21 protein-coding genes are annotated in these 23,436 nt (G+C 70.8%); 9 read left to right on the top strand and 12 right to left on the bottom strand.

The genetic code is table 11. The annotated features are described in order from the left end of the window. The first annotated feature begins 208 nt into the window (after positions 1 to 208). Positions 209 to 1,048, top strand: coding sequence for an alpha/beta hydrolase (locus H0524_RS16940; protein ID WP_309225137.1), 840 nt, complete (start codon positions 209 to 211; stop codon positions 1,046 to 1,048). An 86-nt stretch (positions 1,049 to 1,134) separates the two neighbouring features. Here the strand turns inward: H0524_RS16940 and H0524_RS16935 are convergent, their stop codons facing one another. The 3 genes from H0524_RS16935 to H0524_RS16925 are packed head-to-tail and all read right to left on the bottom strand — an operon-like array spanning position 1,135 to position 2,414. Then, entirely contained in the window at positions 1,135 to 1,620 is a 486-nt protein-coding gene (locus H0524_RS16935) for a hypothetical protein (protein ID WP_180199516.1), read from the bottom strand. Next, on the bottom strand, positions 1,617 to 2,009 hold the full coding sequence (locus H0524_RS16930; protein ID WP_180199515.1) for a helix-turn-helix transcriptional regulator: 393 nt from the start codon (positions 2,007 to 2,009) through the stop codon (positions 1,617 to 1,619). The genes H0524_RS16935 and H0524_RS16930 overlap by 4 nt, the downstream gene beginning before the upstream one ends. A 54-nt stretch (positions 2,010 to 2,063) precedes the next feature. Then, entirely contained in the window at positions 2,064 to 2,414 is a 351-nt protein-coding gene (locus H0524_RS16925) for a type II toxin-antitoxin system RelE/ParE family toxin (protein ID WP_255436013.1), read from the bottom strand. Between the two features lie 335 nt (positions 2,415 to 2,749). Here H0524_RS16925 and H0524_RS16920 point away from each other — a divergent pair, with 335 nt between their 5' ends. The 3 genes from H0524_RS16920 to H0524_RS16910 all read left to right on the top strand — a co-directional run bounded on the left by H0524_RS16920 (position 2,750) and on the right by H0524_RS16910 (position 6,341). Beyond that, the gene (locus H0524_RS16920; RefSeq protein ID WP_180199514.1) at positions 2,750 to 3,562 is read left to right on the top strand and encodes an inositol monophosphatase family protein; all 813 of its coding nucleotides are present in this window, start codon (positions 2,750 to 2,752) and stop codon (positions 3,560 to 3,562) included. 175 nt (positions 3,563 to 3,737) lie between these two features. After that, positions 3,738 to 4,751, top strand: a complete 1,014-nt coding sequence (locus H0524_RS16915; RefSeq protein ID WP_180199513.1) for a hypothetical protein — start codon at positions 3,738 to 3,740, stop codon at positions 4,749 to 4,751. A 36-nt stretch (positions 4,752 to 4,787) separates the two neighbouring features. Continuing rightward, on the top strand, positions 4,788 to 6,341 hold the full coding sequence (locus H0524_RS16910; RefSeq protein ID WP_180199512.1) for a fused MFS/spermidine synthase: 1,554 nt from the start codon (positions 4,788 to 4,790) through the stop codon (positions 6,339 to 6,341). Between the two features lie 30 nt (positions 6,342 to 6,371). On the opposite strand, the gene H0524_RS16905 is transcribed toward H0524_RS16910, so the two are convergent. Together H0524_RS16905 and H0524_RS16900 are read right to left on the bottom strand one after the other, a co-directional pair. Further along, the gene (locus H0524_RS16905) at positions 6,372 to 7,040 is read right to left on the bottom strand and encodes a TrkA family potassium uptake protein (RefSeq protein WP_180199511.1); all 669 of its coding nucleotides are present in this window, start codon (positions 7,038 to 7,040) and stop codon (positions 6,372 to 6,374) included. After that, complete coding sequence (locus H0524_RS16900) at positions 7,030 to 8,364, bottom strand: TrkH family potassium uptake protein (protein ID WP_180199510.1); 1,335 nt, start codon at positions 8,362 to 8,364, stop codon at positions 7,030 to 7,032. Before H0524_RS16900 ends, H0524_RS16905 begins: the two co-directional genes overlap by 11 nt. 179 nt (positions 8,365 to 8,543) lie before the next feature. On the opposite strand from H0524_RS16900, the gene H0524_RS16895 reads away from it, so the two are divergent. Beyond that, positions 8,544 to 9,290 carry an SDR family NAD(P)-dependent oxidoreductase gene (locus tag H0524_RS16895; RefSeq protein WP_180199509.1) on the top strand — a complete coding sequence of 249 codons (747 nt, stop codon included), beginning with the start codon at positions 8,544 to 8,546 and terminating at the stop codon, positions 9,288 to 9,290. Between the two features lie 46 nt (positions 9,291 to 9,336). Here H0524_RS16895 and H0524_RS16890 read toward each other — a convergent pair whose 3' ends face one another. Continuing rightward, entirely contained in the window at positions 9,337 to 10,158 is an 822-nt protein-coding gene (locus H0524_RS16890; RefSeq protein WP_180199508.1) for a hypothetical protein, read from the bottom strand. A 103-nt stretch (positions 10,159 to 10,261) separates the two neighbouring features. Between H0524_RS16890 and H0524_RS16885 the strand changes: the two genes are divergently transcribed. After that, a complete protein-coding gene (locus H0524_RS16885; RefSeq protein WP_180199507.1) occupies positions 10,262 to 12,454 on the top strand; it encodes a RecQ family ATP-dependent DNA helicase in 2,193 nt (730 codons plus the stop codon). Positions 12,455 to 12,456: 2 nt separating this feature from the next. Here the strand turns inward: H0524_RS16885 and H0524_RS16880 are convergent, their stop codons facing one another. The 5 genes from H0524_RS16880 to H0524_RS16860 form a co-directional block, all read right to left on the bottom strand. Beyond that, positions 12,457 to 12,873 (bottom strand): helix-turn-helix transcriptional regulator, encoded by a 417-nt coding sequence (locus H0524_RS16880; RefSeq protein WP_180199506.1) that lies wholly within the window; start codon positions 12,871 to 12,873, stop codon positions 12,457 to 12,459. Positions 12,874 to 12,997: 124 nt separating this feature from the next. Further along, on the bottom strand, positions 12,998 to 14,212 hold the full coding sequence (locus H0524_RS16875) for an SAM-dependent methyltransferase (RefSeq protein ID WP_180199505.1): 1,215 nt from the start codon (positions 14,210 to 14,212) through the stop codon (positions 12,998 to 13,000). Between the two features lie 100 nt (positions 14,213 to 14,312). After that, a complete protein-coding gene (locus H0524_RS16870; RefSeq protein ID WP_180199504.1) occupies positions 14,313 to 16,055 on the bottom strand; it encodes a DEAD/DEAH box helicase in 1,743 nt (580 codons plus the stop codon). A gap of 622 nt (positions 16,056 to 16,677) precedes the next feature. Then, entirely contained in the window at positions 16,678 to 16,905 is a 228-nt protein-coding gene (locus H0524_RS16865; protein WP_018218186.1) for a DUF3107 domain-containing protein, read from the bottom strand. A gap of 64 nt (positions 16,906 to 16,969) precedes the next feature. After that, a complete protein-coding gene (locus tag H0524_RS16860) occupies positions 16,970 to 17,629 on the bottom strand; it encodes a TetR/AcrR family transcriptional regulator (protein ID WP_018819709.1) in 660 nt (219 codons plus the stop codon). A gap of 442 nt (positions 17,630 to 18,071) precedes the next feature. Between H0524_RS16860 and H0524_RS16855 the strand changes: the two genes are divergently transcribed. The 3 genes from H0524_RS16855 (at position 18,072) to H0524_RS16845 (ending at position 22,178) form a co-directional block, all read left to right on the top strand. Beyond that, positions 18,072 to 19,898: a hypothetical protein gene (locus tag H0524_RS16855; RefSeq protein ID WP_375372007.1), complete on the top strand. Its 1,827-nt coding sequence runs from the start codon at positions 18,072 to 18,074 to the stop codon at positions 19,896 to 19,898. A gap of 76 nt (positions 19,899 to 19,974) precedes the next feature. Next, on the top strand, positions 19,975 to 21,225 hold the full coding sequence (moeZ, locus tag H0524_RS16850) for an adenylyltransferase/sulfurtransferase MoeZ (RefSeq protein WP_180199502.1): 1,251 nt from the start codon (positions 19,975 to 19,977) through the stop codon (positions 21,223 to 21,225). A 122-nt stretch (positions 21,226 to 21,347) separates the two neighbouring features. Next, positions 21,348 to 22,178, top strand: coding sequence for a prenyltransferase/squalene oxidase repeat-containing protein (locus H0524_RS16845; RefSeq protein WP_180199542.1), 831 nt, complete (start codon positions 21,348 to 21,350; stop codon positions 22,176 to 22,178). A gap of 4 nt (positions 22,179 to 22,182) precedes the next feature. Here H0524_RS16845 and H0524_RS16840 read toward each other — a convergent pair whose 3' ends face one another. Continuing rightward, complete coding sequence (locus tag H0524_RS16840; protein WP_180199501.1) at positions 22,183 to 23,424, bottom strand: glutamate-5-semialdehyde dehydrogenase; 1,242 nt, start codon at positions 23,422 to 23,424, stop codon at positions 22,183 to 22,185. Between the last annotated feature and the right edge of the window lie 12 nt (positions 23,425 to 23,436).

The raw sequence follows: 23,436 nt of genomic DNA, 5'->3' as shown, positions 1-23,436 counted from the left end.
TTGCTGAACTTAAGCCACAGCGTGGCCGGCTATTGACTTCTATTGTCGGCTTGAGTGGCGCGAGGTCGGCCGATGGCCGAACAAGCTGTGCTTGGCACCCGACGACACGAGAGACGAAGTGCTGATGATGTTCAACCCGCTGTGACGATGGGTCGACAAGGTCCAGACTGTCCCCATGGGAGGGCGGCTTCCTGGCAGAATCTCCTCCGTGGAAAGCTTTCGCTCCTATGACGGCACCGAGCTGGCGTATCGGACAGTCGGGTCCGGTCCTCCGCTGGTCTGCATCCCTGGTGGCCCTGGGCAGGCGGTGGAGTATCTGGGAGAGCTGGGTGGGCTTAGCAGCTGTCGTACCCTGATCCTGCTGGACAACCGGGGCACTGGCGCCTCGAGCATCCCCGCTGACCCGGCCACCTATCGTGTCGATCGCCTGGTTGACGACGTCGAGGCACTACGGCAGCACCTGGGCTTCGACAGCGTTGACCTGTTCGGGCATTCCGCCAGCGGCGGGACCTGCCTGCTCTATGCCGCCCGGCATCCGGAACGGCTGAACCATCTGGTGCTGGTCGCCCCGTCGCTGCGGGTGGTCGGGTTGCAGTCGGACATCGAGGTTGACAGCGTGCTCGCCGGGCGGGCGCACGAGCCGTGGCACCATGCCGCGGTGACGGCGCTGCATGCCGAGGCGAAGAGCCGGGAAGAGCTTGAGCGGTACCGCTGGCAGGCGGCGCCGTTGTTGTACGGCCGCTGGAATTCGGCGGCTCAGGCGCAGGCGGCGGCCGAGCCGGTCCAGTTCGCGCAGGCCGCCACCGACGGGTTCTACGAGGAGTACCAACCCGACCCGACGCTGCCCGCGCGCCTGGCGGAACTCGGCGCACCGACCCTGCTTCTTGCCGGTGAGTACGACATCTGGCCGACAGCCGCAGCGGTACGGCAGCTCGCCATTCTGTTCGACAACGTTGAGCTGGTGACGCAGCCGGGATGTGGCCACTTCCCCTGGGTCGACGATCCGGCGGCCTTCGTGGCAATAGTCGACGCGTTCCTGGCCAGCTGATGCCGCTTCTTCAAGGGCGTTGGACCGTCGTCGGCCTGGTCCTCACCGAGTTCCTTGTCTGAAGGTAGGCAGAGGGAGAGTTGTCGCTAAGCGGAGGGCTCGGCGCGGCCTGCCTCTTTACTCTCTCCGTGCTGATGCTGGCGGATCTCAAGTTGCCGCAACTCATTGCCCCAGTAGTGCTTGAGCAATGGAGCGGGTACGCCGATCAATCTCGCTGCTTGCTGTACATGTACCCGGAGGTACGGCATTATGGTCGGGAGGCCGGCCTGGTGGGCAAAGTCGTCAAGAACTTGATCTGTCGGCCTGCTCACTGGTGTGGTCAGGCCGAATACCGCCGCAACGTCGACCTTGATCACTGCTTTGCTTCCGCGTAGCTCTATCTGCGCGCGGAAGATGAACTCACCATTTGATAGTGCCTGCTGGACATGTAAATCTGAGGAGTCACCGTCGACCGGTATCTCTTTCATGTCAAAGCCGTCACGTCGCCGTGCTGATACCTCGTAAACGCGCACGTTCTCGAGGCTGAGAAGCGAGGTGAACTCTGCGGCGGTGGTGACAGTTTTTGAGGTCATGAAGCCAGTTCGATCACGGGGCGCAATTCGGCGGGAGCTTCCATCTCGTCACTTTCGCTGTCGACGGATGCTGGTATGTGGTAGCTCGCCTTCCAGGATGCGGCAAGGCCAGAAACCTCTACCATCAGTCGCACTCGGCCGCCCGACGCCCTCGCGTAGCGTTGGACGGTGGAGATCCTTGGATCCCCGCCGGCTCGTTCAAATTTCGAGACGGCCGACTGAGTTGTCTCCATCTCGCTGGCCAGGTCCGCCTGGGTAAGGCCTTGACGAACCCGCAGACCGACGAGTGTGTCGATCAGGCGTTCGACGTCTCGGGCGTCTGCCAGGGCTGCCCGGATGTGAGGATTGTCCGAATCTAGTCCTAGTAGACCGAAAAGTTCGTTCCCCATGTTTTGGCTCCCCTTGGTTGCCGCCCAGCGTATCGCCTGGAAGCGATAATGACACTACTTGTCGTGTCGTGACTGCCAGTCACGGAAACGATCTACCGCGATGCCGACATGGCGACTCTCGTTCTGGCGCTGCTTCTGGAAGAAGTGGAGCGCCAGTAGTACCAGGTTGGTCGCCCCCTCGCCGTAGGCCAACCTCAGTCGCCGTTCGCCTACCCGGACGCGCACCTCGAACACCCCGTCGCGCAGCGGCTTGACGTCGCCAGGTCGGGTGCGCCCTTCGGCAACCCGATCCATGATCGTTTGGAGCTTGGCGGCCTCCGCCTTCGTGAGCCTCGCTTTAAGGATCTCTCGGCGCACCGGATCACCCCCGCCGGGCGCCTCGTAGAAGTCCCAACGTCGGCTCATGCGGCAGGGTCCGGTGGCCTGGTCAACCAGGCCTGGAAGTGTGAACTAGGCCATGCACAAGGCATGGCCGACAGCTTTGTCGATAGAACGCTGAGTGTCCAACTCGGTCCTGTCGGGTGACGTAGGCAAAGGTCAGGGCCGTCTATTGCCGTGAAGGCAGAGATCGGGGTCGTGACCGCTGGAGTAGTGGACCGCGGGCAAGTGACGGCGGCCCGGCTGCCGCCGTCGGCCAGCGGGGATTTCCTGGACGGGCCCGGCGGGCACCGGGAGGCGGTAGAACGGGGGCATGAGGAAGACGGTGGCCCGGGAGGCGGTCGAGAAGTGACGTCCGTCCCGTGACTGAGAACCTGTTCGACGAGGTCGGCACGCTCCTGCGTACGGCGGCTGACCAGGTGGTGCTGCCGCTGTTCCGCCGGCTGGACGAAGCCGATATCGAGGAGAAGGCCCCCGGCGACCTCGTTACCGTCGCCGACCGGCGGGCGGAGGAGCTGATCTCCGCGGGTCTGCGCCGGCTGCAGCCCGACTCGGTGGTGGTCGGTGAGGAGGCCGTCGCCGAGGACCCGGGGCTGCTGCGGCACCTGGACCGGGCCGGTCCGGTCTGGCTGGTGGACCCGATCGACGGCACCAGTAACTTCGCTGCCGGTCGCCCGCCGTTCGTGTTGATGGTGGCCCTGCTGATCGACGGGGAACCGAGCGCCGCGTGGATGTTCGACCCGTTGGTCGGCACGCTCGCCGCCACCCGTCCCGGAGCGGGGGCGTACGTGAACGGGCGTGCGGTACGTACGGCCGGAGCGCCGGCTGACCTGGGCCAGCTACGGGGTGCGGCGATGTCCCGCTACCTGCCGGCGGCCCTGCGTCCGCGGGTGGAGGCGGCCGGTGGGCGGTTGGGCGAGCTCCTGCCCGGCCAGCACTGCGCCGGGCGGGAGTATCTGGACCTGCTCCTCGGGGTGCAGCAGTTCGTGCTCTACTGGGACACCCTGCCCTGGGACCACGTACCCGGCACTCTTCTGGTCCGGGCCGCCGGTGGGGTCGCCCGGCGCGTCGACGGGGCTGAGTACCATCCGGGCGTCGAGGGGCAGGGCCTGCTTGTGGCGGTGGATGAGCGGGTCTGGGCAGCGGTTCGGGAGGCGTTCTTCGGCGGCGCGTGACGACTCGCGCTACGCAGTGTCAGTGCAATCGAATCTGCCGATTTGAGGGGTCCTCGCAGCGGCGTCGGTCCGGTATCGTGGCCGACGGTCTCCGCCCGCTGGCTGCCGCGCGGCGCCGGTGGGACCGCCGACCAGCGGGTTCGTGGGGGCTGACGGCAGCCGGGAAGGATCCACCGTGCGCATAGTTCTGCCCCGCGAGGGTTCCCGTCCGCTGACTGTCCTTGCGGTGGCGGTCGCGGTGGCCGTGGCGGTGCTGCTCGGCGCCGTGCCGGCCCAGGCCGAGCCCAATGAGGGCGGCAGCAAGAAGTTGCGGGACGCGCTGGCCGCCGCCGCCAAGGCGCACATCGACGCCACCGCCGAGTTGAAGAACTCCAAGGGTCGGCAGAAGGAGCTGACCACGGAGCTGAAGGCGGTCGAGGTGCAGCTGGCTGACCTGACCGCCCAGGTGGGCGAGGTGGCCGCGCAGTCGTACCGGTTGGGTCGACTCGGCCCGGTGGCGACGTTGTTGGAGAGCACGTCGCCCGACGAGTTCCTGAATCGGGCGATGAATCTGGACGTGATGGCCCAGCGGGACGGCCGGCGGGTGCGCGAGCTGACCGAGGTCCGGGAGACGGCGGAGAACGCCAAGGTCGCGATTGACTCCGAGATCCGCGAGCAGGAGAAGCAGCTCGACGTCCTGGCCAAGAACAAGAAGGCGGCGGAGGCGGCGCTCGCCGAGGTCAGCTCGGGTGGCGGCTCCGGGTTCGGTGGCGGTTCGGCCAGTGCCGCGCCGGCGCCCCGGAACCCGGACGGCTCCTGGCCGTCGGAGTCCTGCTCGGTCAACGACCCGACCACCTCCGGCTGTATCTCTCCGCGCACCCTGCACATGCTCAAGCAGTCCCAGGCGGACGGTTTCAAACGGCATGTCTCCTGTTACCGCAGCGGCGGTGGTGGCGAGCACCCGAAGGGGAGGGCCTGTGACTTTTCCGCCGCCCCCGGTGGGTTCGAGAACGTCACGGCGACCGGCGGCGACAAGGCGTACGGTGACCAGCTGGCGACCTACCTGAAGAACAATGCGAGCCGACTCGGCGTGATGTACGTCATTTGGTATCGACAGATATGGATGCCGAATACCGGTTGGCGAGCGTATAGCGGCGGTGGGAGCCCCGCGGCTGATCACACCAATCATGTTCATGTTTCGATGTACTGACTCGGTCGGCCAGCCTAGCTGCGTACTATCGCGCGGGTGAACTCTGCCTCGTCCCAGACTCCCGTCCGGTCGGCCCAACTCGGGTCGGCGACTGGTCCCGCCCTGCCCAAAGGGCTGGCCGCGTTTCTGGTCTTCTTCTCCAGCGGCGCGGTTCTGGTGCTGGAGACGGCCGCGCTGCGCCTGGTCGGTCCGTACGTCGGGGTGACCCTCCAGGTGACCAGCTCGGTGATCGGCATCGCGTTGGCCGCGATCGCGTACGGGGCATGGGCCGGCGGGTGGCTGGCGGACCGCCGGGACCCGCGTACCCTGCTCGCCCCGGCGCTGGTGCTGGCCGGTATCGCCACCGCGGTGACCCTGCCCGCGGTCCGGTACGCCGGGGAGGTGCTGCGGGGCGGGGCGGCGTCCGCGATCCTGCTGCTCGTCGCGCTGGCCGTCTTCGTACCGGCGATGCTGCTGTCGGCGGTCACCCCGATGGTGGTCAAGCTCCAGCTGTCCGACCTGCGCCGTACCGGCCAGGTCGTCGGCCGGCTCTCCTCGATCGGCACCCTGGGTGCGGTCACCGCCACCCTGGTCACCGGCTTCGTGTTGGTGGCCGCGCTGCCCAGCACGGTGATCCTGCTCGGCCTGGCGGTCTCCCTGGGGCTGAGCGGGCTGATCCTCGGCGGGTGGCTCCGGCGAACGGCGGGTGAGCAACTGACCGGCCCGGCCCGGGTGTCGGCCAGCCTGGCCGTGCTGGGCCTGCTCGGCGCCGGTCTGACCACGATCGCCCCGAACCCGTGTGACATCGAGACGGCCTACCACTGCGCCCGCGTCGAGACCGACCCGGGCCGGGCGAGCGGGCGTACGCTGCTGCTCAACTCGGCCCGGCACTCGTACGTGGACCTCGCTGACCCGACCCACCTGGAGTTCGCGTACACCCGGTGGATCGGGGCGGTCGCCGACGTCATCGCACCGGCGGGGCGCCGGCTGGACGCGCTGCATCTGGGCGGAGGGGGTTTCACCGTGCCGCGGTATCTGACCGCCACCCGGCCGGGCACCGAGAACGTGGTCTTCGAGATTGACGGCGGGCTGGTCGAGTTGGGCGAGGAGAAGCTCGGTCTGCGGCAGGGGCCGGAGCTGCGCGCGGTGGTGGGGGACGCCCGGATGCTGGTCGCGGCGGAGGCGGCGGAGAGCCAGGACCTGGTGGTGGGGGACGCGTTCGGGCATCTGGTGGTGCCGTGGCATCTCGCCACCCGGGAGATGGCCGCTGAGGTACGCCGGGTGATCCGTCCCGGCGGCGGGTACGTGCAGAACGTGATCGACTATCCGCCCCTGCGTTTGATCCGCAGCGAGGTGGCCACCGTCGCGGCCGAGTTCCGGCAGGTGGCCCTGATCGCCCCGCCGGCCGCGCTCGCCGGTGAGCAGGGCTCCAACTTCGTCATTGTCGCCTCGGACGCGCCGTTGCCGCTGGCCGCGGTCCGGGATCGGCTGAGTGAGGTTGACCCGGGCGCGGTCGTGCTGGAGGGTGCGGCGCTGCAGGAGTTCGTCGGCGACGCCCTGGTGTTGACCGACGACTACGCCCCGGTGGACCAGCTGCTCGCGACCGCGTGATCGCCGCCGGCCGGTGGGCCCTCGCCGCGGTCAGTCGAGCGCGGCGAACGACTGCACCCGCTCGATGCTGCCCTCCACGATCAGCATGCTGCCGGAGGCCAGTACGGTGTCGTCGGTGGCCGCCTGGAACCGTTTCCCGGCCAGTTTCGCCGCCACCACCCGTACTCCGTGGCGGTCCTCCGGGTTCAGCTCGTGCAGTGGGCGGCCGGTGAGGCTCTCCGGGGTGCGGACCTTGGCGAGCGCGAAGTCGTCGCCGAACTCCATGAAGTCCAGCATCCGGCTGACGATGAGATGGGCCAGCCGTTCGCCGGCCTCCGCCTCGGGGAAGATCACGTGGTGCGCACCGACCGAGGTGAGGATCTTCGCGTGCTCCGGCGAGCGGGCTCGCGCCCAGATCTGTGGTATCCCCAGGTCCACGAGGGCTAGGACGGACAGGACGCTCGCCTCCAGCGAGGCGCCGATGGATACCACGGCGCGTTCGAGGTCTTCCGCGCCGAGCTGTTGCAGTGCCCCCTCTTCGGTGGCATCGGCCTGCACCACCCGGTCGATTCGGTTGGCCCACCGCTGCACCCGCTCCGCATCATGGTCGATGGCGAGTACCGGATGATCGAGCTGCACGAGCGTGTCGGCGACCTGGGAGCCGAAGCGTCCGAGCCCCACCACGATGACTCCGCTGTGTTGATCTGCCCTAGCCGACAAGGGGTTGCTCCTCCGGGTAGCGGTACAGCCGTCGTCGGGTGTTCAGCGCGAGTGCCGACCCCAGGGTCAGTGACCCGACCCGGCCGATATACATCAGGACAATAAGTACACATTGCCCACTGTCGGGTAAACCGGGGGTGGTGCCGAGGGAGAGGCCCGCCGTACTGAAGGCCGAGGTCACCTCGAAGAGCGCCACGTGGTGCGGCATCCCCTCGGTCAGCAGGATCAACATCACCGTGCCGGCGACCACGATGGCCACGCCGAGCAGCGCCACCGTGACCGCCTGCCGCTGGCTGGCCGTGGCGACCCGGCGGTGCCGGATGGTGACATCGGGCTCGCCCCGCAGTTCCGCCCAGATCACGAAGGCGAGGAGGAAGAAGGTGCTGACCTTGATGCCGCCGGCGGTGCTGGCGCTCCCGCCGCCAATGAACATCAACGCGATGATCAACGGGATGCCCTCCTCGCCGAGCGCCTCAACGTTGATCACATTGAATCCACCGGTACGAAAGAACGCGTTCTGGGCGAACGTGGCGAGGAGCTTCTCCGGCCACGAGCGGATGCCCAGCGTGTACGGGTTGGACCATTCGGCGGCCAGGAGGGCGAGGAAGCCAACGACCAGCAGGGTCACGCCGCCCCAGATGGTGAGCTTGGTGGAGATCGACCAGTGCCCCGGGTGTCGCCGACCGCGCACGGCCTCGAACAGGGCCGGGAAGCCGAGCCCGCCGAGGAGCGCCCCGAACGCCATCGGCAGGATGAGCCAGGCGTCGCTGGAGAGCCCGATCAGCCCGTCGCTGTAGAGGGTGAAGCCGCCGTTGTTGAAGGCCTGTACGGCGTGGAAGAGGCCGACCCAGAGCGCCTCGCCGAAGGGGTGGTCGTACCGGCCCCACAGCCGCAGGGTCAGGATGATGGTGATGATCGCTTCGACGGTCAGTGAGACGGCAGCGATCCGAAACAGCAGCCGGCGGACATCGCCGAGGCCGAACTGGGCGGTCTCGGCCTGCACGAGTAGCCGGTTGCGTAGCCCGAGTCGGTGGGATACCAGCAGGATGACCAGGGTGGCGCCGGTCACGATGCCGAGGCCGCCGATCTGGGTGAGGATGGTGATCACCGCCAGGCCGAAGCCGTTCCAGTAGTTTGGCGTGTCCACCACGGCCAGGCCGGTCACCGAGACCGCGGAGGCCGAGGTGAAGAGAGCGGTGACGAAGGGCGTGTACCGCTGCTGGCCGGTCGCCCACGGCAGCATCAGCACGAGGGTGCCGATGAGGATCGTGGTGCCGAACCCGATCGGCACCAGCCGAACGGGGCGCCGCAACAGCCAATGCACCCGACAATCTTCACTTTTCGCCATCGGCGGTGGGGTGGAAATGGCAGTCAGGAGGGCTGTCCGGCGCCGATAAATCGGTCTTCTGCGGGCGCTTCAGGCTGACCTGTGGCCGGTGACCCCCCGGTGCGCGCGTACCCCGATAACCTCCTGATCGACGGCGGCTTCGGAGGGGACAGTGGATGGGCGAACGGCTGGCCGTGATCAGTGGGGGTGGCACCGGGATCGGGGCAGCCACCGCGGAGGCGCTCGCCGTTGACGGTTTCGATGTGCTTGTCGTGGGCCGGCGGGAGGAGGCGCTGCGGGCCACCACGGCGCGACTCTCCTGGGATCTCGCCCGACCCGGCGCGGTCCGGGCGGTGGTGGCGGACCTGACCGACCCGCAGCAGGTTCCCCGGGTGATCGAGGCGGTCGAGGGCCGGGCCGTTGACGCGGTCGTCAACGACGCCGGCGGCTACCTCGGTGGGGAGCCCGAGAGCCTGGCCGGGGTAGCCGAGCAGTGGCGGGCCAATCTCGAGGCGAACCTGCTCACCGCCGTCCTGCTCACCGAGGCGCTGCGGCCGGCACTGCGGCGCCCCGGTGGCCGGGTGGTTCTGGTCAGCGCGAGCGCGGCGCAGCGGGGCGGCGGTGGGCCGTACTCCGCGGCGAAGGCCGCGCTACACGGCTGGGCGTACGACCTTGCGGTGCGGCTCGGGCCGGACCAGATCACGGTCAACGTGGTCAGCCCCGGGTACGTCGCGGACACCGGGTTCTTCGGCGGTCGGATTACGCCCGAGGGACACGACCGGCGGGTCGCGGACACGTTGGTCGGGCGGGCCGGCACCCCGGACGACGTCGCCGCGGCGGTCCGTTACCTCGCCAGCCCCGCCGCCGGCTACGTCACCGGGCAGGTACTCGGTGTCAACGGCGGGTCGGTCCTGGGCCGGTGAATCGGTTCTGGGCCGCTGAAGGTGGTGGCACCCCGCCGCCGTCCGCTCACTCACCCAGGATCTCGTACGCCGCCTCCGGCGCTGGCGTGACGTCGCCGGTGGGGGAGGCGACCGCCGGGGCGTTGCCGTAGTCGTAGTACCGCACCAGGTACTCGGCGGCCGGTTGCTCGTCAACGGCGGGGAGTGCCATCGTCAGCGTGTCGAGGTGTCCGTCACTGCCGACCACCGCGGTGAACGGGATCGCCGTCGCCTGTTCGCCCAACGCGGCGACGTCCACCTCCGCCACCGCCTCGGCGATCTCCGGCCCAGCGGTCAGGTCGACCGTGCCGGTGTACGCGCCATCGGCCTGCTGCTGCACCGCATCGGCCGCCCGTATGATCACACCGGCGTTGCCGATGTCGGCGCCGTCATACACCTGCGGGTTCGAGAGCTTGCTCTGGTCCAGCTCCATCCACTGCTGCGGCAACTCGAGTAGTTCGTTCAGCTCGGCCGCGTCCTCGAAGTGCACCTTCAACCAGGAGCGCTGGTCAACCACCCGGAAGGACATCGCCAGGCTGAAATCGGCCTCGTTCTCGGCCTCGTCTTCGTTCTCGGCCCCGGCCGGGGCGATGTTCAGTTCCATCCCCTTGCCGGTTGGGTCGACGGCCCCGGTGATCCGCCGGCCCGCGGCGTCCACGCCGGAGAAGCGGAACTTCGGTGTCTTCTCGCCCGGCACCGCGGCCAGCAGGGCGTCCTTCGGCTCAGGGGGCGGTGGCGGCTCGCTACCAACCGATCCGCACCCCGCCAGCAGAACACCGGCGGCCAGGACGGTGGCTGAGCCGACGGTGACCCGCCGGGCCAGGGGGGTGGCGCAGGTTCGCCGCGTCATGCGTGCTGCCTCTCCAGCTAGGGGGACTACCGCAGTCGATCCTCACACAGCCGGGTAGGCCGACGGCCGCCGGCCAGCGCGGGGGCACTGGTAGAAATGCCGGATGGGCCAGGATCGAACGGCGGTACGGGAGCAGGCTGAGGCAGTCCTGCAGCGGTTGGCCGGAGCGCACGCCCGGCTCCGTGAGGACCAGTGGCGGGCGATTGAGGCGCTGGTGGTGGACCGACGGCGGGTGCTCTGCGTCCAGCGCACCGGTTGGGGTAAGTCGGCGGTCTACTTCGTCGCCACCGCATTGCTGCGGACCGCCGGCGAGCACGGACCGACAGTGATCGTCTCCCCGTTGCTGGCGTTGATGCGCAACCAGGTCGACGCGGCCGCCCGGGCCGGGATCCGAGCCCGGACCATCAACTCCGCGAACCTCGACGAGTGGGACGAGATCACCGGGGAGATCCACGCGGGCGCGGTGGACGTGCTCCTGATCAGCCCGGAACGGCTCAACAACCCGGACTTCCGGGACGCCGTACTGCCGAAACTGGCCGCCACCACCGGGCTGCTCGTGGTGGACGAGGCGCACTGCGTCTCCGACTGGGGGCACGATTTCCGCCCCGACTATCGCCGGCTGCGGACGTTCCTCGGTAACCTGCCGGCCGGTACGCCGGTGCTCGCGACCACGGCCACCGCCAACGCCCGGGTCACCCAGGACGTCGCCGAGCAACTCGGTGCGGCGTCCCGGCCCGAGGCGGCGTCCGGGCCCGAGGTGGCGTCCGGGCCCGGTGGCGCGTCCGGGGCTGGTGGGGGGCCCGAGACCCTGGTGCTGCGTGGCAGCCTGGACCGGGAGTCACTGCGACTCGGTGTGGTTGACCTGCCCGGCCCGGCGCACCGGCTGGCCTGGCTCGCCGATCACCTGGATGAACTTCCCGGCTCCGGCATCATCTACACGTTGACGGTGGCCGCGGCGGCGGAGACCGCCGAGTTCCTCCGGTCCCGGGGCTACTCCGTGGCCTCGTACACCGGCCAGGCCGACGACGCGGATCGCCGCGCCGCCGAGCAGGATCTTCTCGATAACAAGATCAAGGCGTTGGTGGCCACGAGCGCGCTAGGGATGGGTTTCGACAAGCCCGACCTCGGGTTCGTGGTACACCTCGGCGCGCCACCGTCGCCGATCGCGTACTACCAGCAGGTCGGCCGGGCTGGCCGCGCCGTCGCCCACGCCGAGGTGCTGCTGCTGCCCGGGGGTGCCGAGGACGCCGCGATCTGGCGGTACTTCGCCGCGCTGGCCTTCCCGCCAGAGGATCAGGTGCGGTCGGTACTGGCCGCACTGTCCACCGACCGCCCCCGCTCCACACCGGCGCTCGAGCCGATCGTGGACCTGCGCCGTACCCGGTTGGAGTTGATGCTCAAGGTTCTGGACGTTGACGGTGCGGTCCGCCGGGTGCGGGGTGGCTGGATCGCCACCGGCGAACCCTGGACCTACGACGAGGCCCGGTTGCGTCGGGTCGCCGCGGCCCGCACCGCCGAACAGGCGGCGATGCGGGAGTACGCGACCACCGCCGGCTGCCGCCTTCGTTATCTGCGGGAGTGCCTGGACGACGTTGAGGCAACCGACTGTGGTCGATGTGACCGGTGTGCCGCACCGACCTTCGCCGCGGAGCTGTCCGGGGACACGCTGCGGGCGGCCGAGGCGTTCCTCGGTCGCTCCGGTGTCGGGATCGCCCCGAAAAAGCTCTGGCCAACCGGCCTTGCCGCGGTGGATGTCCCCCTCCGGGGGCGGATCGCCCCTCCCGAGCAGGCGCTGCCAGGCCGGGCCATCGGGCGCCTCTCTGACCTCGGCTGGGGCGGGCGGTTGCGCGAACTCGTCGGGCCGGGCACGGTCGACGTGGCGGCGCCCGACGATGTGGTTGCCGCCGTGGTGGAGGTGCTCCGGGAATGGGCGCACGGCACCGACCCCTGGCCGCGTCGCCCTGTCGGGGTGGTCGCGGTCGGCTCCCGTCACACGCGACTGGTTGCCTCGCTCGCCGGGCGGATCGCCGCGGTGGGGCGAATGCCACTGCTCGGCACCGTCGCGGTGGCCGCCGGGGGCGGAGCACGCGGCAACAGCGCCCAACGGGTACGCGCCCTGTACGGCTCGGTGACCCTGTCGTCGGAGCTGGCCGCTGCCCTGGTCGGACTGGCCGGTCCGGTGCTGCTCGTTGACGACCTCGTCGACTCGGGGTGGACCATGACGATGGTGGCCCGGGAACTGCGTCGGGCGGGAGCGCCGGAGGTGCTTCCGCTCGCCCTGGCGGTCGCCGGTTGAGCTCAGTCCGGTTGGTGGATCGGCCGCTGGGCCAGGTAGCGCAGCAGGTCCCGGATGTGGTGCTTCTCCTCGACCGACACCGCCGGGTCGGCGAGGCGCTCGAGGATCGCCCGGATATCTGCCTCGAGCGGGCCGTCGTTGCCGCACCGGGGCGGCGTGGAGCCGGCCTCCGGCAGACCGAGAGCGCGGAAGGCGGCGGCGACGGGTAGGCCGAGCGCGACGCAGAAACTCTGCACCTTGGCCAACTCGGGGTAGTCGTGCCAGTCACCGGCGAGCCAGCGGAAGACGGTGGAGCGGCCGACCCCGGTCTGGGCCGCCAGGTCGGTCACCGTCCAGCCGCGCTCGGCGCGGGCATTGTCGATGGCGCGCCGGACGAAGCGGGCGAACGCTGCCTGTGCGGTTCCCTTTCCCGAAGCCATCCCCGCTGATTTTCCTCCCCTCGGCCTGGTGCGGCCTTCGCATCATCGAGAATAGACATTCGACGGTGCGCGGTCTGAGGGTAGTACGGCGGCTCCGGTTGAGGACCGGCCACTGTGGATTAAGTCAGCCGGTTGGGTTGGTGGTGCGTGTGTGGCGGCTGGTCGCACTGGTCGCCGTCGCGCCGGCCGGCTCGCCGAGCAGGGCCGCCAGCCGCGGCGTGACCCGCCAACCGTCGACCAGGGCCCGGTACTGCGACCAGTGCTCACCAGTCGGGGGCGCCCCGGTGTGGCGGGCCCGGATGAGTAGGTTGCGCGGCGTGTGGCGGGAGTCGACGAACTCGACCACCTCGGCCCGGTAGCCGTGCAGCCGCAACAGCCCGGCCCGGACCGCGTCGGTGAGCACGTCGGCGAAGCGCTCGCGGAGGATGCCCTGCCGAGTCAGCAGCTCGTGCGGGGGTGGGGTGGGCTCGGAGCGGAGCTGGGCGGCGAGGTCGTGGTGGCAACAGGGGGCCGCGAGCACCCAGCGAGACCCCCACCGCACCGCCCGCGCGAGCGCCTCGTCGGTGGCGGTGTCGCAGGCGTGCAGGGCCAGCACCAGATCGGGGTTGGGCCCAACGACCGCGTCGGTGATCGTTCCCGCCACGAAACGCACCCGATCGGCCCAACCCAGCCGGCGCGCCAGCTCGGTGTTGCGTTGGCGCTGGTCCTCGCGGATATCCACGCCGACCAGGTGAACATCGATGCCCTGTTGGGTCAACCAGCGGTACGCGGCGAAGGTCAGGTAGGCGTTTCCGCAGCCCAGATCGGCGACCCGCAGTGGGCCGTGGAGCCCGTCCGGGAGCGTCGCGGCGAGCGCGCGCAGAAAGGCGTCCACCTGCCGCCGCTTGGCGGCCGACCCACCGATCACGGTGAAGATCGGGTCACCGGGATCGAGTAGGTGGGCCTTCGTCCGGTCGTGGCTGACCGGCTCGGCTACCGGCTCGGCTACCGGCGGGGCCGCCGTACGGTGCACCTGTGCCGCACCCGATTTTGTGACCCGGAGCTGCAGGGTCGTCGTTGCGGTCTCGACGTGCCAGTTGCCGAAGGGTTCGGCCAGCAGCGCGTCCACCGCCGCCTCCGCTTCCGCGCCCCGGGCGAGGTTGCGGGTCAGCGGCGCACTCCCGTTCGCGGTGATGACCTGGAGGCGGGGCCCGGATTTGAGGGCGACCGGCCGTAGCTCCGCACGCGGCACCGACGGGCGCAGCCCCCGGCGACGCCCGGCGGCCACCGCCCGGTTGAGCCCGGCGTCGAGCAGCAGTGTCCGCACCTCGGCGAGCGCGGCGGGCAGGGAGTCCGGCATGGTGTCATCCTCCGGGGGTGGGCGGTGGGCGCTCAGCTGGCTGAGCGCGTGACGTCCCCCGCTGGTGCCAGCGAGGGACGTCGGCGGTGGCGCGTAATGCTCAGTCGGCGGTTGGCTCGGCCGCCGTACCGGTGTTGGTTGGCTCGGCCGCCGTACCGGTGTTGGTTGGCTCGGCCGCCGTACCGGTGTTGGTTGGCTCGGCCGCCGTGCCGCTGTCGGTTCGCTTGGCCGCGGTGCCGGTGTCGGAGCCACCGCCGCGGCGCCGCCGACGGCGTCGTGGCTTCGGCGCCGCACCGCCCGACGAGTCGGCGGTGGCCGCTTCGCTGGTCCCGGTGGCTGACACCGCGGGCTCGCCCGGGGTGACCACCTCGCCGTCCCGGCGGCGCCGCCGCCGGGGGGTGCGCTCCGCGGCCTCGCCCGGCTCGGTGGTGGCACCAGGGCCCGAACCGGCGTCACCGCCGCGGCCCCGGCGGCGGTCCCGGCCGGTGCTACGGCGGGGTCCGTGGCCATCGCCGCGACGGGACCGTCCGCCGAGGTCCTCCTCGGCCTCGGCGGAGAGTCCGGCCCGGGTTCGCGCGCCGGTGGGCAGCGTGCCGGTGACCTCTGGGGGGATGTCCAGCTCGGCGTAGAGGTGCGGGGAGGTGTGGTAGGTCTCCGGCGGCTCCGGCATCTCCAGGCCGAGGGTCTTGTCGATGATCCGCCAGCGGGGCATGTCGTCCCAGTCAACGAAGGTCACCGCGACGCCGCTCGCCCCCGCCCGGCCGGTCCGGCCGATCCGGTGGGTGTACGTGTCCTGGTCTTCCGGGCAGTCGTAGTTGAGGACGTGGGTAACGCCGCTGACATCAATGCCCCGGGCGGCCACGTCGGTGGCGACCAATATGTCGATCTTGCCGGTGCGGAAGGCCCGCAGTGCCCGCTCCCGGGCGCCCTGGCCGAGATCGCCGTGGACGGCAGCCACGGCGAAGCCGCGGAAGTCCAGATCCGCGGCGACCCGGTCGGCCGCTCGCTTGGTCCGGGTGAAGATCATGGTCAGGCCGCGCCCCTTGGCCTGGAGGATCCGTGCCACAATCTCGATCTTGTTGAGGGAGTGGGTGCGGTAGGCCAGCTGCTGGGTCTGCGGTGAGGGGCCGGTCTCGGCGGTGTGCCCGGCGTGAATCGTCATCGGTCGGCGCAGGAAGCGCCGGGACAGTGTGACGATCGGGTCCGGCATCGTGGCCGAGAAGAGCATCGTCTGCCGCTCTTCCGGCAGCATCGCCAGGATCTTTTCGACATCGTCGAGGAAGCCCAGGTCCAGCATCCGGTCGGCCTCGTCCAGGACGAGCGCGCGGACCCGGTTCAGCCGCAGCTGCTTCTGCTTGGCCAGGTCGAGCAGGCGGCCGGGGGTACCGACCAGGATCTCCACACCCGTGCGGAGTGCCTCGATCTGCGGTTCGTACGCCACCCCGCCGTAGATCGGCAGCACCCGGACACCACGGGTACTGCCCGCGGCCTTGAGGTCCTTGGCTACCTGGATGCCCAGTTCGCGGGTGGGTACGACGACCAGAGCCTGTGGGGTGCCGTCGCCGCCCTCGGCGGGCGCGAAGACCCGCTCCAGCAGCGGCACGCCGAAGCCGAGGGTCTTGCCGGTGCCGGTTGGGGCTTGGCCGATCAGGTCGACGCCGCGCAGCGCGATCGGCAGCGCGTACTCCTGGATGGCGAAGGCCCGAGTGATTCCGGCGGCCTGGAGCGCGTCAACGGTCTCTTGCCGGGCGCCCAACTCGGCGAAGGTGGGCGCTTCCGGGCGTACCGGTGCGGTGGCGGCGAGTTCGGCGCCGTCCATGAGGTTGTGGGTGAGTTCGCTCATCTCGATGTGGGGGTGCCCTCTCGTGGGTGCGCCCCGTTGAGTCCTCGAGGCGCGGACGGTGTGGCGCGGGCCACACGGTCGGGTGGCGAAATCGCCGAGCCGGACCGGGCCGCACGCGCGCCGCGGGCCGGCTGCGACCAGCTCGAAACAGGAACTAATCGATTGTTGGACCAGATCGATTGTTGGACCAGATCGAGATCGAACGTCGGTCGGTGCCCACGGCAACTGTTCCATTCTACCTGAACATCCCCGGCGCTGTTCAGATTCCGGCAGGTGAGGCCGGGAAAGGGCCGGGGAGAGCCGAGGCCGAGCGGTAGGTGGCCGGCTCCGCCGTGCACCGAGCGGCCTTCGGGCCGGTCGAAGCCCCTTGCCGGCCAGCCACGCCTGCGGGGTGGCCGCGCGCCGCCGCCCGGAAGAGAACAACACGAACGCGCCTGCGGGGTGGCCGCGCCTGGGGAGGCGGCGCCGGTCGTCCGCCGGCCCCGGGGCGGACCGGGGGGGATCCCAGGGCTGGCTCGCCGCTATCCCACGCTCCGCACCCGAAGCGTGGCGTCGCGCGCGGCCTCCCGGGCACACACACGCCACGGCAAGTGCCTCGGCACCTGCCGTGGCAGGGTTCTGGTCAGCGGACGGTAAACCCGACCGCTCGGGAGGACGCCTCGGCGATCTCGACGTAGGCGACCTTGTCGACCGGGACGATGACCCGTCGCCCCTTCTCGTCGGTGAGGGAGAGGGTGCCGCCGTCGCCGGCGATGGCGTCGGTCACGATCCGCTCGATCTCGGCCGGCGACTGTGCGCTCTCCAGAACCAGCTCGCGCGGCGCGTACTGCACGCCGATCTTGACCTCCACTGTGCCTCCTCCACTGGGGCGAGAATGCCGCCTTGCGAAGGCTATCCGATCACGGGGGCGGCGGTCAGGCTGACTCACCTTGCAGTGGAAAGCTCGCGATGCCGCGCCAGGAGAGCGCGGCGACCAGCGCCTCCGCCTCCGCCTTCGCCACCTGCCGCCCGCTGGCCAGCCAGAACTGGGCCGCAGTCTCGGCTGCCCCGACCAGGCCGGATGCGAGCAACTCCGCGTGGGCCCGGCTTACGCCCGTATCCGAGATGATCGTGTCGGTGATCGCCGCGATGCAACCCTGCTCGACCCGTTCGACCCGCTGGCGTACCGCGGGGTCGTTGCGCAGGTCGGACTCGAAGACCAGGCGGAACGCCTCACTCTCGTGGTCAACGAAGTCGAAGTACGCGCGGACCGAGGCGCTTACCCGCTCCTTGTTGTCGAGGGTCCCGCGCATCGCTTCCTGCACCTTGGCCACGAGCGTGTCGCAGTGGGTGTCAAGTAGCGCCAGGTAGAGCTCCATCTTGCCGGGGAAGTGTTGGTACAGCACCGGCTTGGAGACCCCTGCGCGTTCGGCGATGTCGTCCATCGCGGCTGCGTGGTAGCCCTGTGCGACGAACACCTCCTGCGCCGCAGCGAGCAGCTGTCTGCGGCGGGCGGAACGGGGCAGGCGGGTGGGCCGGCCGGCGGTCTGGGTGCCGTTCCCCACAGCGGTCATGGGAGCCTCCGAGTTCTTCATACGAGCTGGCATATCACCCGAACCGGTCAAGGGTTACCGCCTGTCCCGGAATTGGCCCGCCGCCGTAACTTATCGCCACTGTCACCACACGGTAGCCTCAGCGGGGGCGACCAAGGAGCGCGCGGTGAGTGATGCAGAGCAACCCGGTGCCGCCACCCCGGGAGAGCACGGTGACGAGACCGGTCCACAGCCGGTGCACTCCCGTTCCGACAGTCCGTGGGTTCCTCCCATCGGAGGCTGGGCGCCGGAGTCGACCACACCCTGGCGTCGGTCTGACTCGTCTGCTGGTTGGGTCGACTCCTCTCCGCGTCATGGCGACCTGCCAGCTCCGCTGCCCGGCGCGGCCGGGACCGGTTCTCGGCCCCACCGCACCGAATATCGGACCAATGGTCGTCGATATCCACACCCCGAGTCGGAGGTGCCGGCCAGCCGGCCCGGCCCGGTGAGTGCGCCGCCGGGTCGTTCCGGCGCGCCAGCCCAGGAAGCGGGTGGCGGCCGGCCGACGGCGTCCGTGCCCGCCGCTGAGCAGCCGCCCACGCTGGCCGGAGGCCGGTCATCCGAGGCCGGCGGGGATGACCGGCCAGACCCGCCCGCCGAGTTCGGCCCTCGGCCGGTGGTCGACCAGCCAACACTGTCGCCGGAGGGCTGGTCCGGCCCGAGTGTGGGAGCCGAGTGGGCGCCCGCGCAGCCGGGCGCCGGGCCGCCGCCGCGCGACGGCTGGGCTCGGGCGGAATCGGATGGGTGGGACGAACTGGAGCCGCCGGGGCATCGCGCTCGGACCGGACCGGACGGATGGGACGAACTGGAGCCGCCGGGGCGGCGGGCTCGGGCGGAACCGGATGGATGGGACGAATCGGAGCCGACCGGCCCACGGTTCCAGGGCGGTACTTCGCGGGACGCGGCGGGGGAGCCGCGGGAGTCCTCCGGGCGTCGGTTCCGGCCGGACCCGGACGCGACCGAGGCGGGCGAGGGGCGCCAGCCGAGCGTTCCGCGTCCGGCCTGGGCGGCCGAGCCGCAGCGGGCCTACGAGCCGGGTCATCGCTCCGGCATCCGGCCGAAGTATCAGCCCAGCACCGAGTCGGCGCACCAGCCGCCGGACGGCCCCGCGCCCCGGGCCGCGGAGCAGCCGGCCGGGCCGGCGCCGTTGGCCGACGTCGACCGACCGCCGGAGTCCGCGTCCGCGATGTTGCCGCAGCGTGTCCCGGCTGAGCCGGATGTGCCGGTGGTGTCGGAGCTGACAGCTGCCGAGGCGCCCACCCAGGCCCCGGAACTCGCCCGGATCGCCACCCACCTCCGCCAAGCCGACGAACCCGCTGGGCTGCGCGAACGTCCAGAGGTCTTCGACGTGGACGCCATTCTCGGTGCGGTCCGTGGGGTGGCGGGTGTCCGCGACGCGGCGTTGCGTCGTACCAAGTCCGGCGCACACAGCCTTCGGTTGGAGCTCGCCGACGGTGCCGACCCGGCCGAGGTGAGTCGGCACGTCGCCCGGCTCCTCCAGGAACGGATGGGCCTCGCCGCCGCCCCGCAGAATATGCCCGAGGGGCCCGCCGACGTGGTGTCGTCCGCCCACCGGCAGCCGGACGGGCCGGCCCACGACCGGCCGGCGGCCCGGACTGGCCTGCCGTCGCGGAACGAGCGCCGGGATGCGGCCCGGTCGGAGCCGCCGCGTCGCCGGTGGCACTCCGGCGGACCGCATCGGGGCCGGTCCGCCGCCGTGGACACGCCGGCCACCGGTGTCAGCGGGGCCGCCGATGGCCCGGCGAGAGCCGAGACGTCGTACGGCGGGGGGCAGCTCGGCGCGACCGAACTGGCCCCGTCCCGCCCGCTTGACACCGGTGGCCGGCCCGGACCTCGGGTGGTGCTCGACCACGTGCAGGTGAGCACCTTCGGGCTCGACGCGACCGTCGAGGTCCGCCTGCTCGCCGCCGGGTCACCCGCGGCCGGCTTCGCGACCGGTCCGGCGGTCGATGGCTACATGCTCCGGCTCAGCGCGGCAGCAGCCGCCGCCGCAGTGGATCAGCTACTGCGTGCGCCGGGGCCGCAGCCGGACCGAGGGCGCTGCTTCGTCGAGCACGCCACGTTGGTGCCACTGGGCAACTGCGAGGTGGCGACGGTCGTGGTGTTGCTGGTCTGCGACGGTTGGGTCGAACAGCTCGCCGGCTCCGCGCTGGTCGCCGGCGACCCCCGCCAGGCGGTCGTACGGGCCACCCTGGCCGCGGTGAATCGTCGTCTCGAGGCGTTGCTCGCCGACACCGGGAACGCCGGATAGCGCATCCGCTCCGCCGGCCGGTCCCCGGTCAGCGGGTTATTCCCGTTCCCGCAGTTCGGGCGACGTGTCCCCGCTCATGGCCGTTGGCCGGCCCGGCGAGCGACAATGGCGCAGTTCGCCACCGCCGATCCCCGGGGAGATCACCGTGTCGCTGCCCCCGCTCGTCGAGCCCGCCGCCGAGCTGACCGTTGACGAGATCCGTCGCTACTCGCGCCATCTGATCATCCCTGACGTCGGGGTCGAGGGGCAGAAGCGATTGAAAAACGCGCGGGTGCTCTGTGTGGGCGCCGGCGGCCTCGGTTCTCCGGCGCTGATGTATCTCGCCGCTGCCGGCGTGGGGACGCTCGGCATCGTCGACTTCGACACCGTCGACGAGTCCAACCTCCAACGTCAGATCATCCACGGCGTCTCCGATGTCGGCCGGGCCAAGGCCGAGTCCGCCTCCGCCAGCATCCGTGAGATCAACCCGCTGGTCGAGGTGAAGATCCACAACACCGCGTTGGACCGGGACAACGTTCGGGAAATCTTCGCCCAGTACGACCTGATCGTGGACGGCACCGACAACTTCGCCACCCGGTACCTGGTCAACGACGCGGCGGTGCTGCTCGGCAAGCCGTACGTGTGGGGGTCCATCTACCGGTTCGACGGGCAGGCATCGGTGTTCTGGGCCGAGCACGGCCCCTGCTACCGCTGCCTCTACCCGGAGCCGCCCCCGCCCGGCATGGTGCCCTCCTGCGCGGAGGGCGGCGTGCTCGGCGTGCTCTGCGCCTCGATCGGCTCGATTCAGGTGAACGAGGCGATCAAGCTCCTCGCCGGTATCGGTGAGCCGCTGGTCGGCCGACTCATGGTCTACGACGCTCTGGAGATGAGCTACCGCAAGATCAAGGTGCGGAAGGACCCGAACTGCGCGCTCTGTGGCGAGAATCCCACGGTCACCGACCTACTGGCCGACTATGAGGACTTCTGCGGTGCGGTGTCGGCCGAGGCACAGGAGGCCGCGGCGGACGCGACGATCACCGCGGGCGAGCTGAAGGCGTGGCAGGACGCCGGCAAGGAGCTCTTCCTGGTTGACGTGCGGGAGCCGGCCGAGTTCGAGATCGTCCGGATCCCGGGCGCCACGCTGATCCCCAAGGGAGAGATCATCTCCGGGCAGGCGCTGGTCAAGCTCCCGCAGGACCGACAGATCGTGTTGCACTGCAAGTCTGGCGTCCGGTCCGCGGAGGCGCTCGCCGCGCTGAAATCCGCTGGTTTCCGGGACGCGGTGCACCTCCAGGGAGGTGTCCTCTCCTGGATCAAGCAGGTCGATCCGTCGCTGCCCGCGTACTGATCGGGCCGGAGGTGGCCCGCGCGGGAACGCCCCGGTGCTCGGCGGCGGCGAGCACCGGGCGGCGGAGGGCGGGGCGGCCGGTGGCCGATTCCCTGGAGCCGTATCGCATCTGCCCAGGTAGCGTGACCGCCGTGGTGGATATCGAGGCCGCGATCGGTTACGTGGTGGCGCGGGGAGACGTGGTGGAGCGTGCCCGGCTTGCCCGAATACGCACCGGCGCGGCGCCGACCGAAGAGGTGCTCGCCGTCGCCGAGGCCGGGCAGCTGCCGGCGGGTGGCTGGCCGGCATACGTCGAGGGGGAGACCGCCTCCGTTGACGCGACCTGTTTCCGCCTCGGCGAACTCGACGACCTCGGTGCCCTCGGCCGGTCGGCGGCCCGACGGGCGCTGGACTGGCTCGCCGCGCGCCAGCTACCGGAGGGGGGCTGGGAAGAGGACGCCGCGCTGGCCGACACCGCCCCCGAGTGGGCCCGACCGGGGGACCCGGAGGCGGGTTTCTACCTGACGGCGAGCGCGGCGTTCTGGCTCAGCGTCGCCGGCCTGGACGCTCGGGCGGCCGGACCGTTGGACGCTCGGGTCGGCGGGGCATACGCGGGCGTCGTGCACGGCGCCGCGCTCTCCCTCGCGGCCCGGCTGAACCCGGACGGGAGCTGGCCATCGTTCCTCGCCGCCGGGTGGCTGAGCGCGGCGGTGCTGTTCCGGCAGGAGATGTACCAGGAGTCCGCCCGGATCCAGGTGGCGCTCGCCGAGCGGATCGGCGACATGGCCCCGACCAACGTCGCCTGGCTGGCCGCGACGCTGCGCCGGGTCGGCGTGGACCCGCAGGACCGGGTCCTGGTGCGCGCCCGCCGCCGGCTCGCCGAGACCCAACGCAGCGATGGGGGCTGGGAGAGTGCGGACGGGCACCAGTTCGACGTCCACGCGACGCTGACGGCGATCCGCGCCTGCCGTTGACCGGTCAGCGCAGCTGACCGTCGCCGGTGACCACGTACTTCGTGCTGGTCAGCTCCGGCAACCCCATCGGCCCGCGGGCGTGCAGCTTCTGGGTGGAGATGCCGATCTCGGCACCGAAGCCGAACTCCCCGCCGTCGGTGAACCGGGTCGAGGCGTTCACCATCACCGCCGCCGCGTCAACCCGGGCCACGAAATCGCGGGCGGCCGACTGGGAGTCGGTCACGATCGCCTCGGTGTGGCCGGTCCCGTACCGCTGGATGTGGGCGACCGCCGCGTCCAGCGACTCGACGACGGCGACCGAGATCTCCGCCGACAGGTACTCGGTGGCGTAGTCCTCGTCGGTGGCCGGCAGCACGGCGGTCGAGTGCCGAGCGACCTGCGGGCAGCCGTGTACAGTCACCCCGGCCGCGGCGAACGCGGCCAGCGCCGGGGGGAGAAAGGCGTCCGCGACCGCGGTGTGCACCAGCAGCGACTCGGCCGTGTTGCAGGTGGAGAGGCGCTGCGTCTTCGAGTTCAGAGTGATCGCGACGGCCTTTGCCACGTCCGCGGCGGCGTCAACGTAGACGTGGCAGTTGCCCACCCCGGTCTCGATCACCGGGACGGTTGACTCCTCGACAACCGTGCGGATCAGCGCCGCACCGCCGCGCGGGATCAGGACGTCAACCAGGCCCCGGGCGCGCATCAGCTCCTTCACCGAGTCGCGGGTCGTGGCGTCGAGGAGCTGTACCGAGTCCGCTGGCAGGCCGGTGTCGGCGATCGCGTCCCGCAGCACCGAGACCAGCGCGGCGTTCGACCGGGCCGCGGAGGAGGAGCCCCGCAGCAGCACCGCGTTGCCGGATTTCAGGCAGATGCCGGCCGCGTCAACAGTGACGTTCGGCCGCGCCTCGTAGACGATCCCCACCACCCCGAACGGCACCCGAAGCTGCCGCAGCTGCAGGCCGTTGGGGAGGGTCGAACCCCGGACCACCTCGCCGACCGGGTCGGGGAGCGCGGCCATCTGGCGGAGCGCGTCGGCGATGCCGGCCACCCGCGCCGGGTCGAGGGCGAGCCGGTCCAAGCTGGCGGTGCTCAGCCCACCGGCCTCTCCGGCGGTGAGGTCCGCGCTGTTGGCGGCCAGGATCTCGGCGGTCCGCGCCACCAGCGCGTCGGCCATCGCGTGCAGCGCGGCATCCTTGCCGGCCCGCGTGGCGACGGCCAACTCGGCCGCTGCCGTCCGGGCTCGTCGTGCCTGCTCGACCACGCTCATCTGCACTCCTCG

Source organism: Salinispora sp. H7-4 (assembly GCF_013416675.1).
Classification (GTDB): Bacteria; Actinomycetota; Actinomycetes; order Mycobacteriales; family Micromonosporaceae; genus Micromonospora; species Micromonospora vitiensis.
The sequence above is the reverse complement of the archived record's forward strand: the minus strand, read 5'-3'. Positions and strand labels throughout refer to the sequence as shown.

Bases quoted from the DNA above. Each gene is read 5' to 3' on its own strand.
- H0524_RS16890 (WP_180199508.1), bottom strand. From the start codon at position 10,158: ATGACGCGGCGAACCTGCGCCACCCCCCTGGCCCGGCGGGTCACCGTC.
- H0524_RS16875 (WP_180199505.1), bottom strand. From the start codon at position 14,212: ATGCCGGACTCCCTGCCCGCCGCGCTCGCCGAGGTGCGGACACTGCTG.
- H0524_RS16840 (WP_180199501.1), bottom strand. From the start codon at position 23,424: ATGAGCGTGGTCGAGCAGGCACGACGAGCCCGGACGGCAGCGGCCGAG.
- moeZ (WP_180199502.1), top strand. From the start codon at position 19,975: ATGGCCGTTGGCCGGCCCGGCGAGCGACAATGGCGCAGTTCGCCACCG.
- H0524_RS16885 (WP_180199507.1), top strand. From the start codon at position 10,262: ATGGGCCAGGATCGAACGGCGGTACGGGAGCAGGCTGAGGCAGTCCTG.
- H0524_RS16870 (WP_180199504.1), bottom strand. From the start codon at position 16,055: ATGAGCGAACTCACCCACAACCTCATGGACGGCGCCGAACTCGCCGCC.
- H0524_RS16930 (WP_180199515.1), bottom strand. From the start codon at position 2,009: ATGGGGAACGAACTTTTCGGTCTACTAGGACTAGATTCGGACAATCCT.
- H0524_RS16880 (WP_180199506.1), bottom strand. From the start codon at position 12,873: ATGGCTTCGGGAAAGGGAACCGCACAGGCAGCGTTCGCCCGCTTCGTC.
- H0524_RS16895 (WP_180199509.1), top strand. From the start codon at position 8,544: ATGGGCGAACGGCTGGCCGTGATCAGTGGGGGTGGCACCGGGATCGGG.
- H0524_RS16935 (WP_180199516.1), bottom strand. From the start codon at position 1,620: ATGACCTCAAAAACTGTCACCACCGCCGCAGAGTTCACCTCGCTTCTC.
- H0524_RS16925 (WP_255436013.1), bottom strand. From the start codon at position 2,414: ATGAGCCGACGTTGGGACTTCTACGAGGCGCCCGGCGGGGGTGATCCG.
- H0524_RS16860 (WP_018819709.1), bottom strand. From the start codon at position 17,629: ATGAAGAACTCGGAGGCTCCCATGACCGCTGTGGGGAACGGCACCCAG.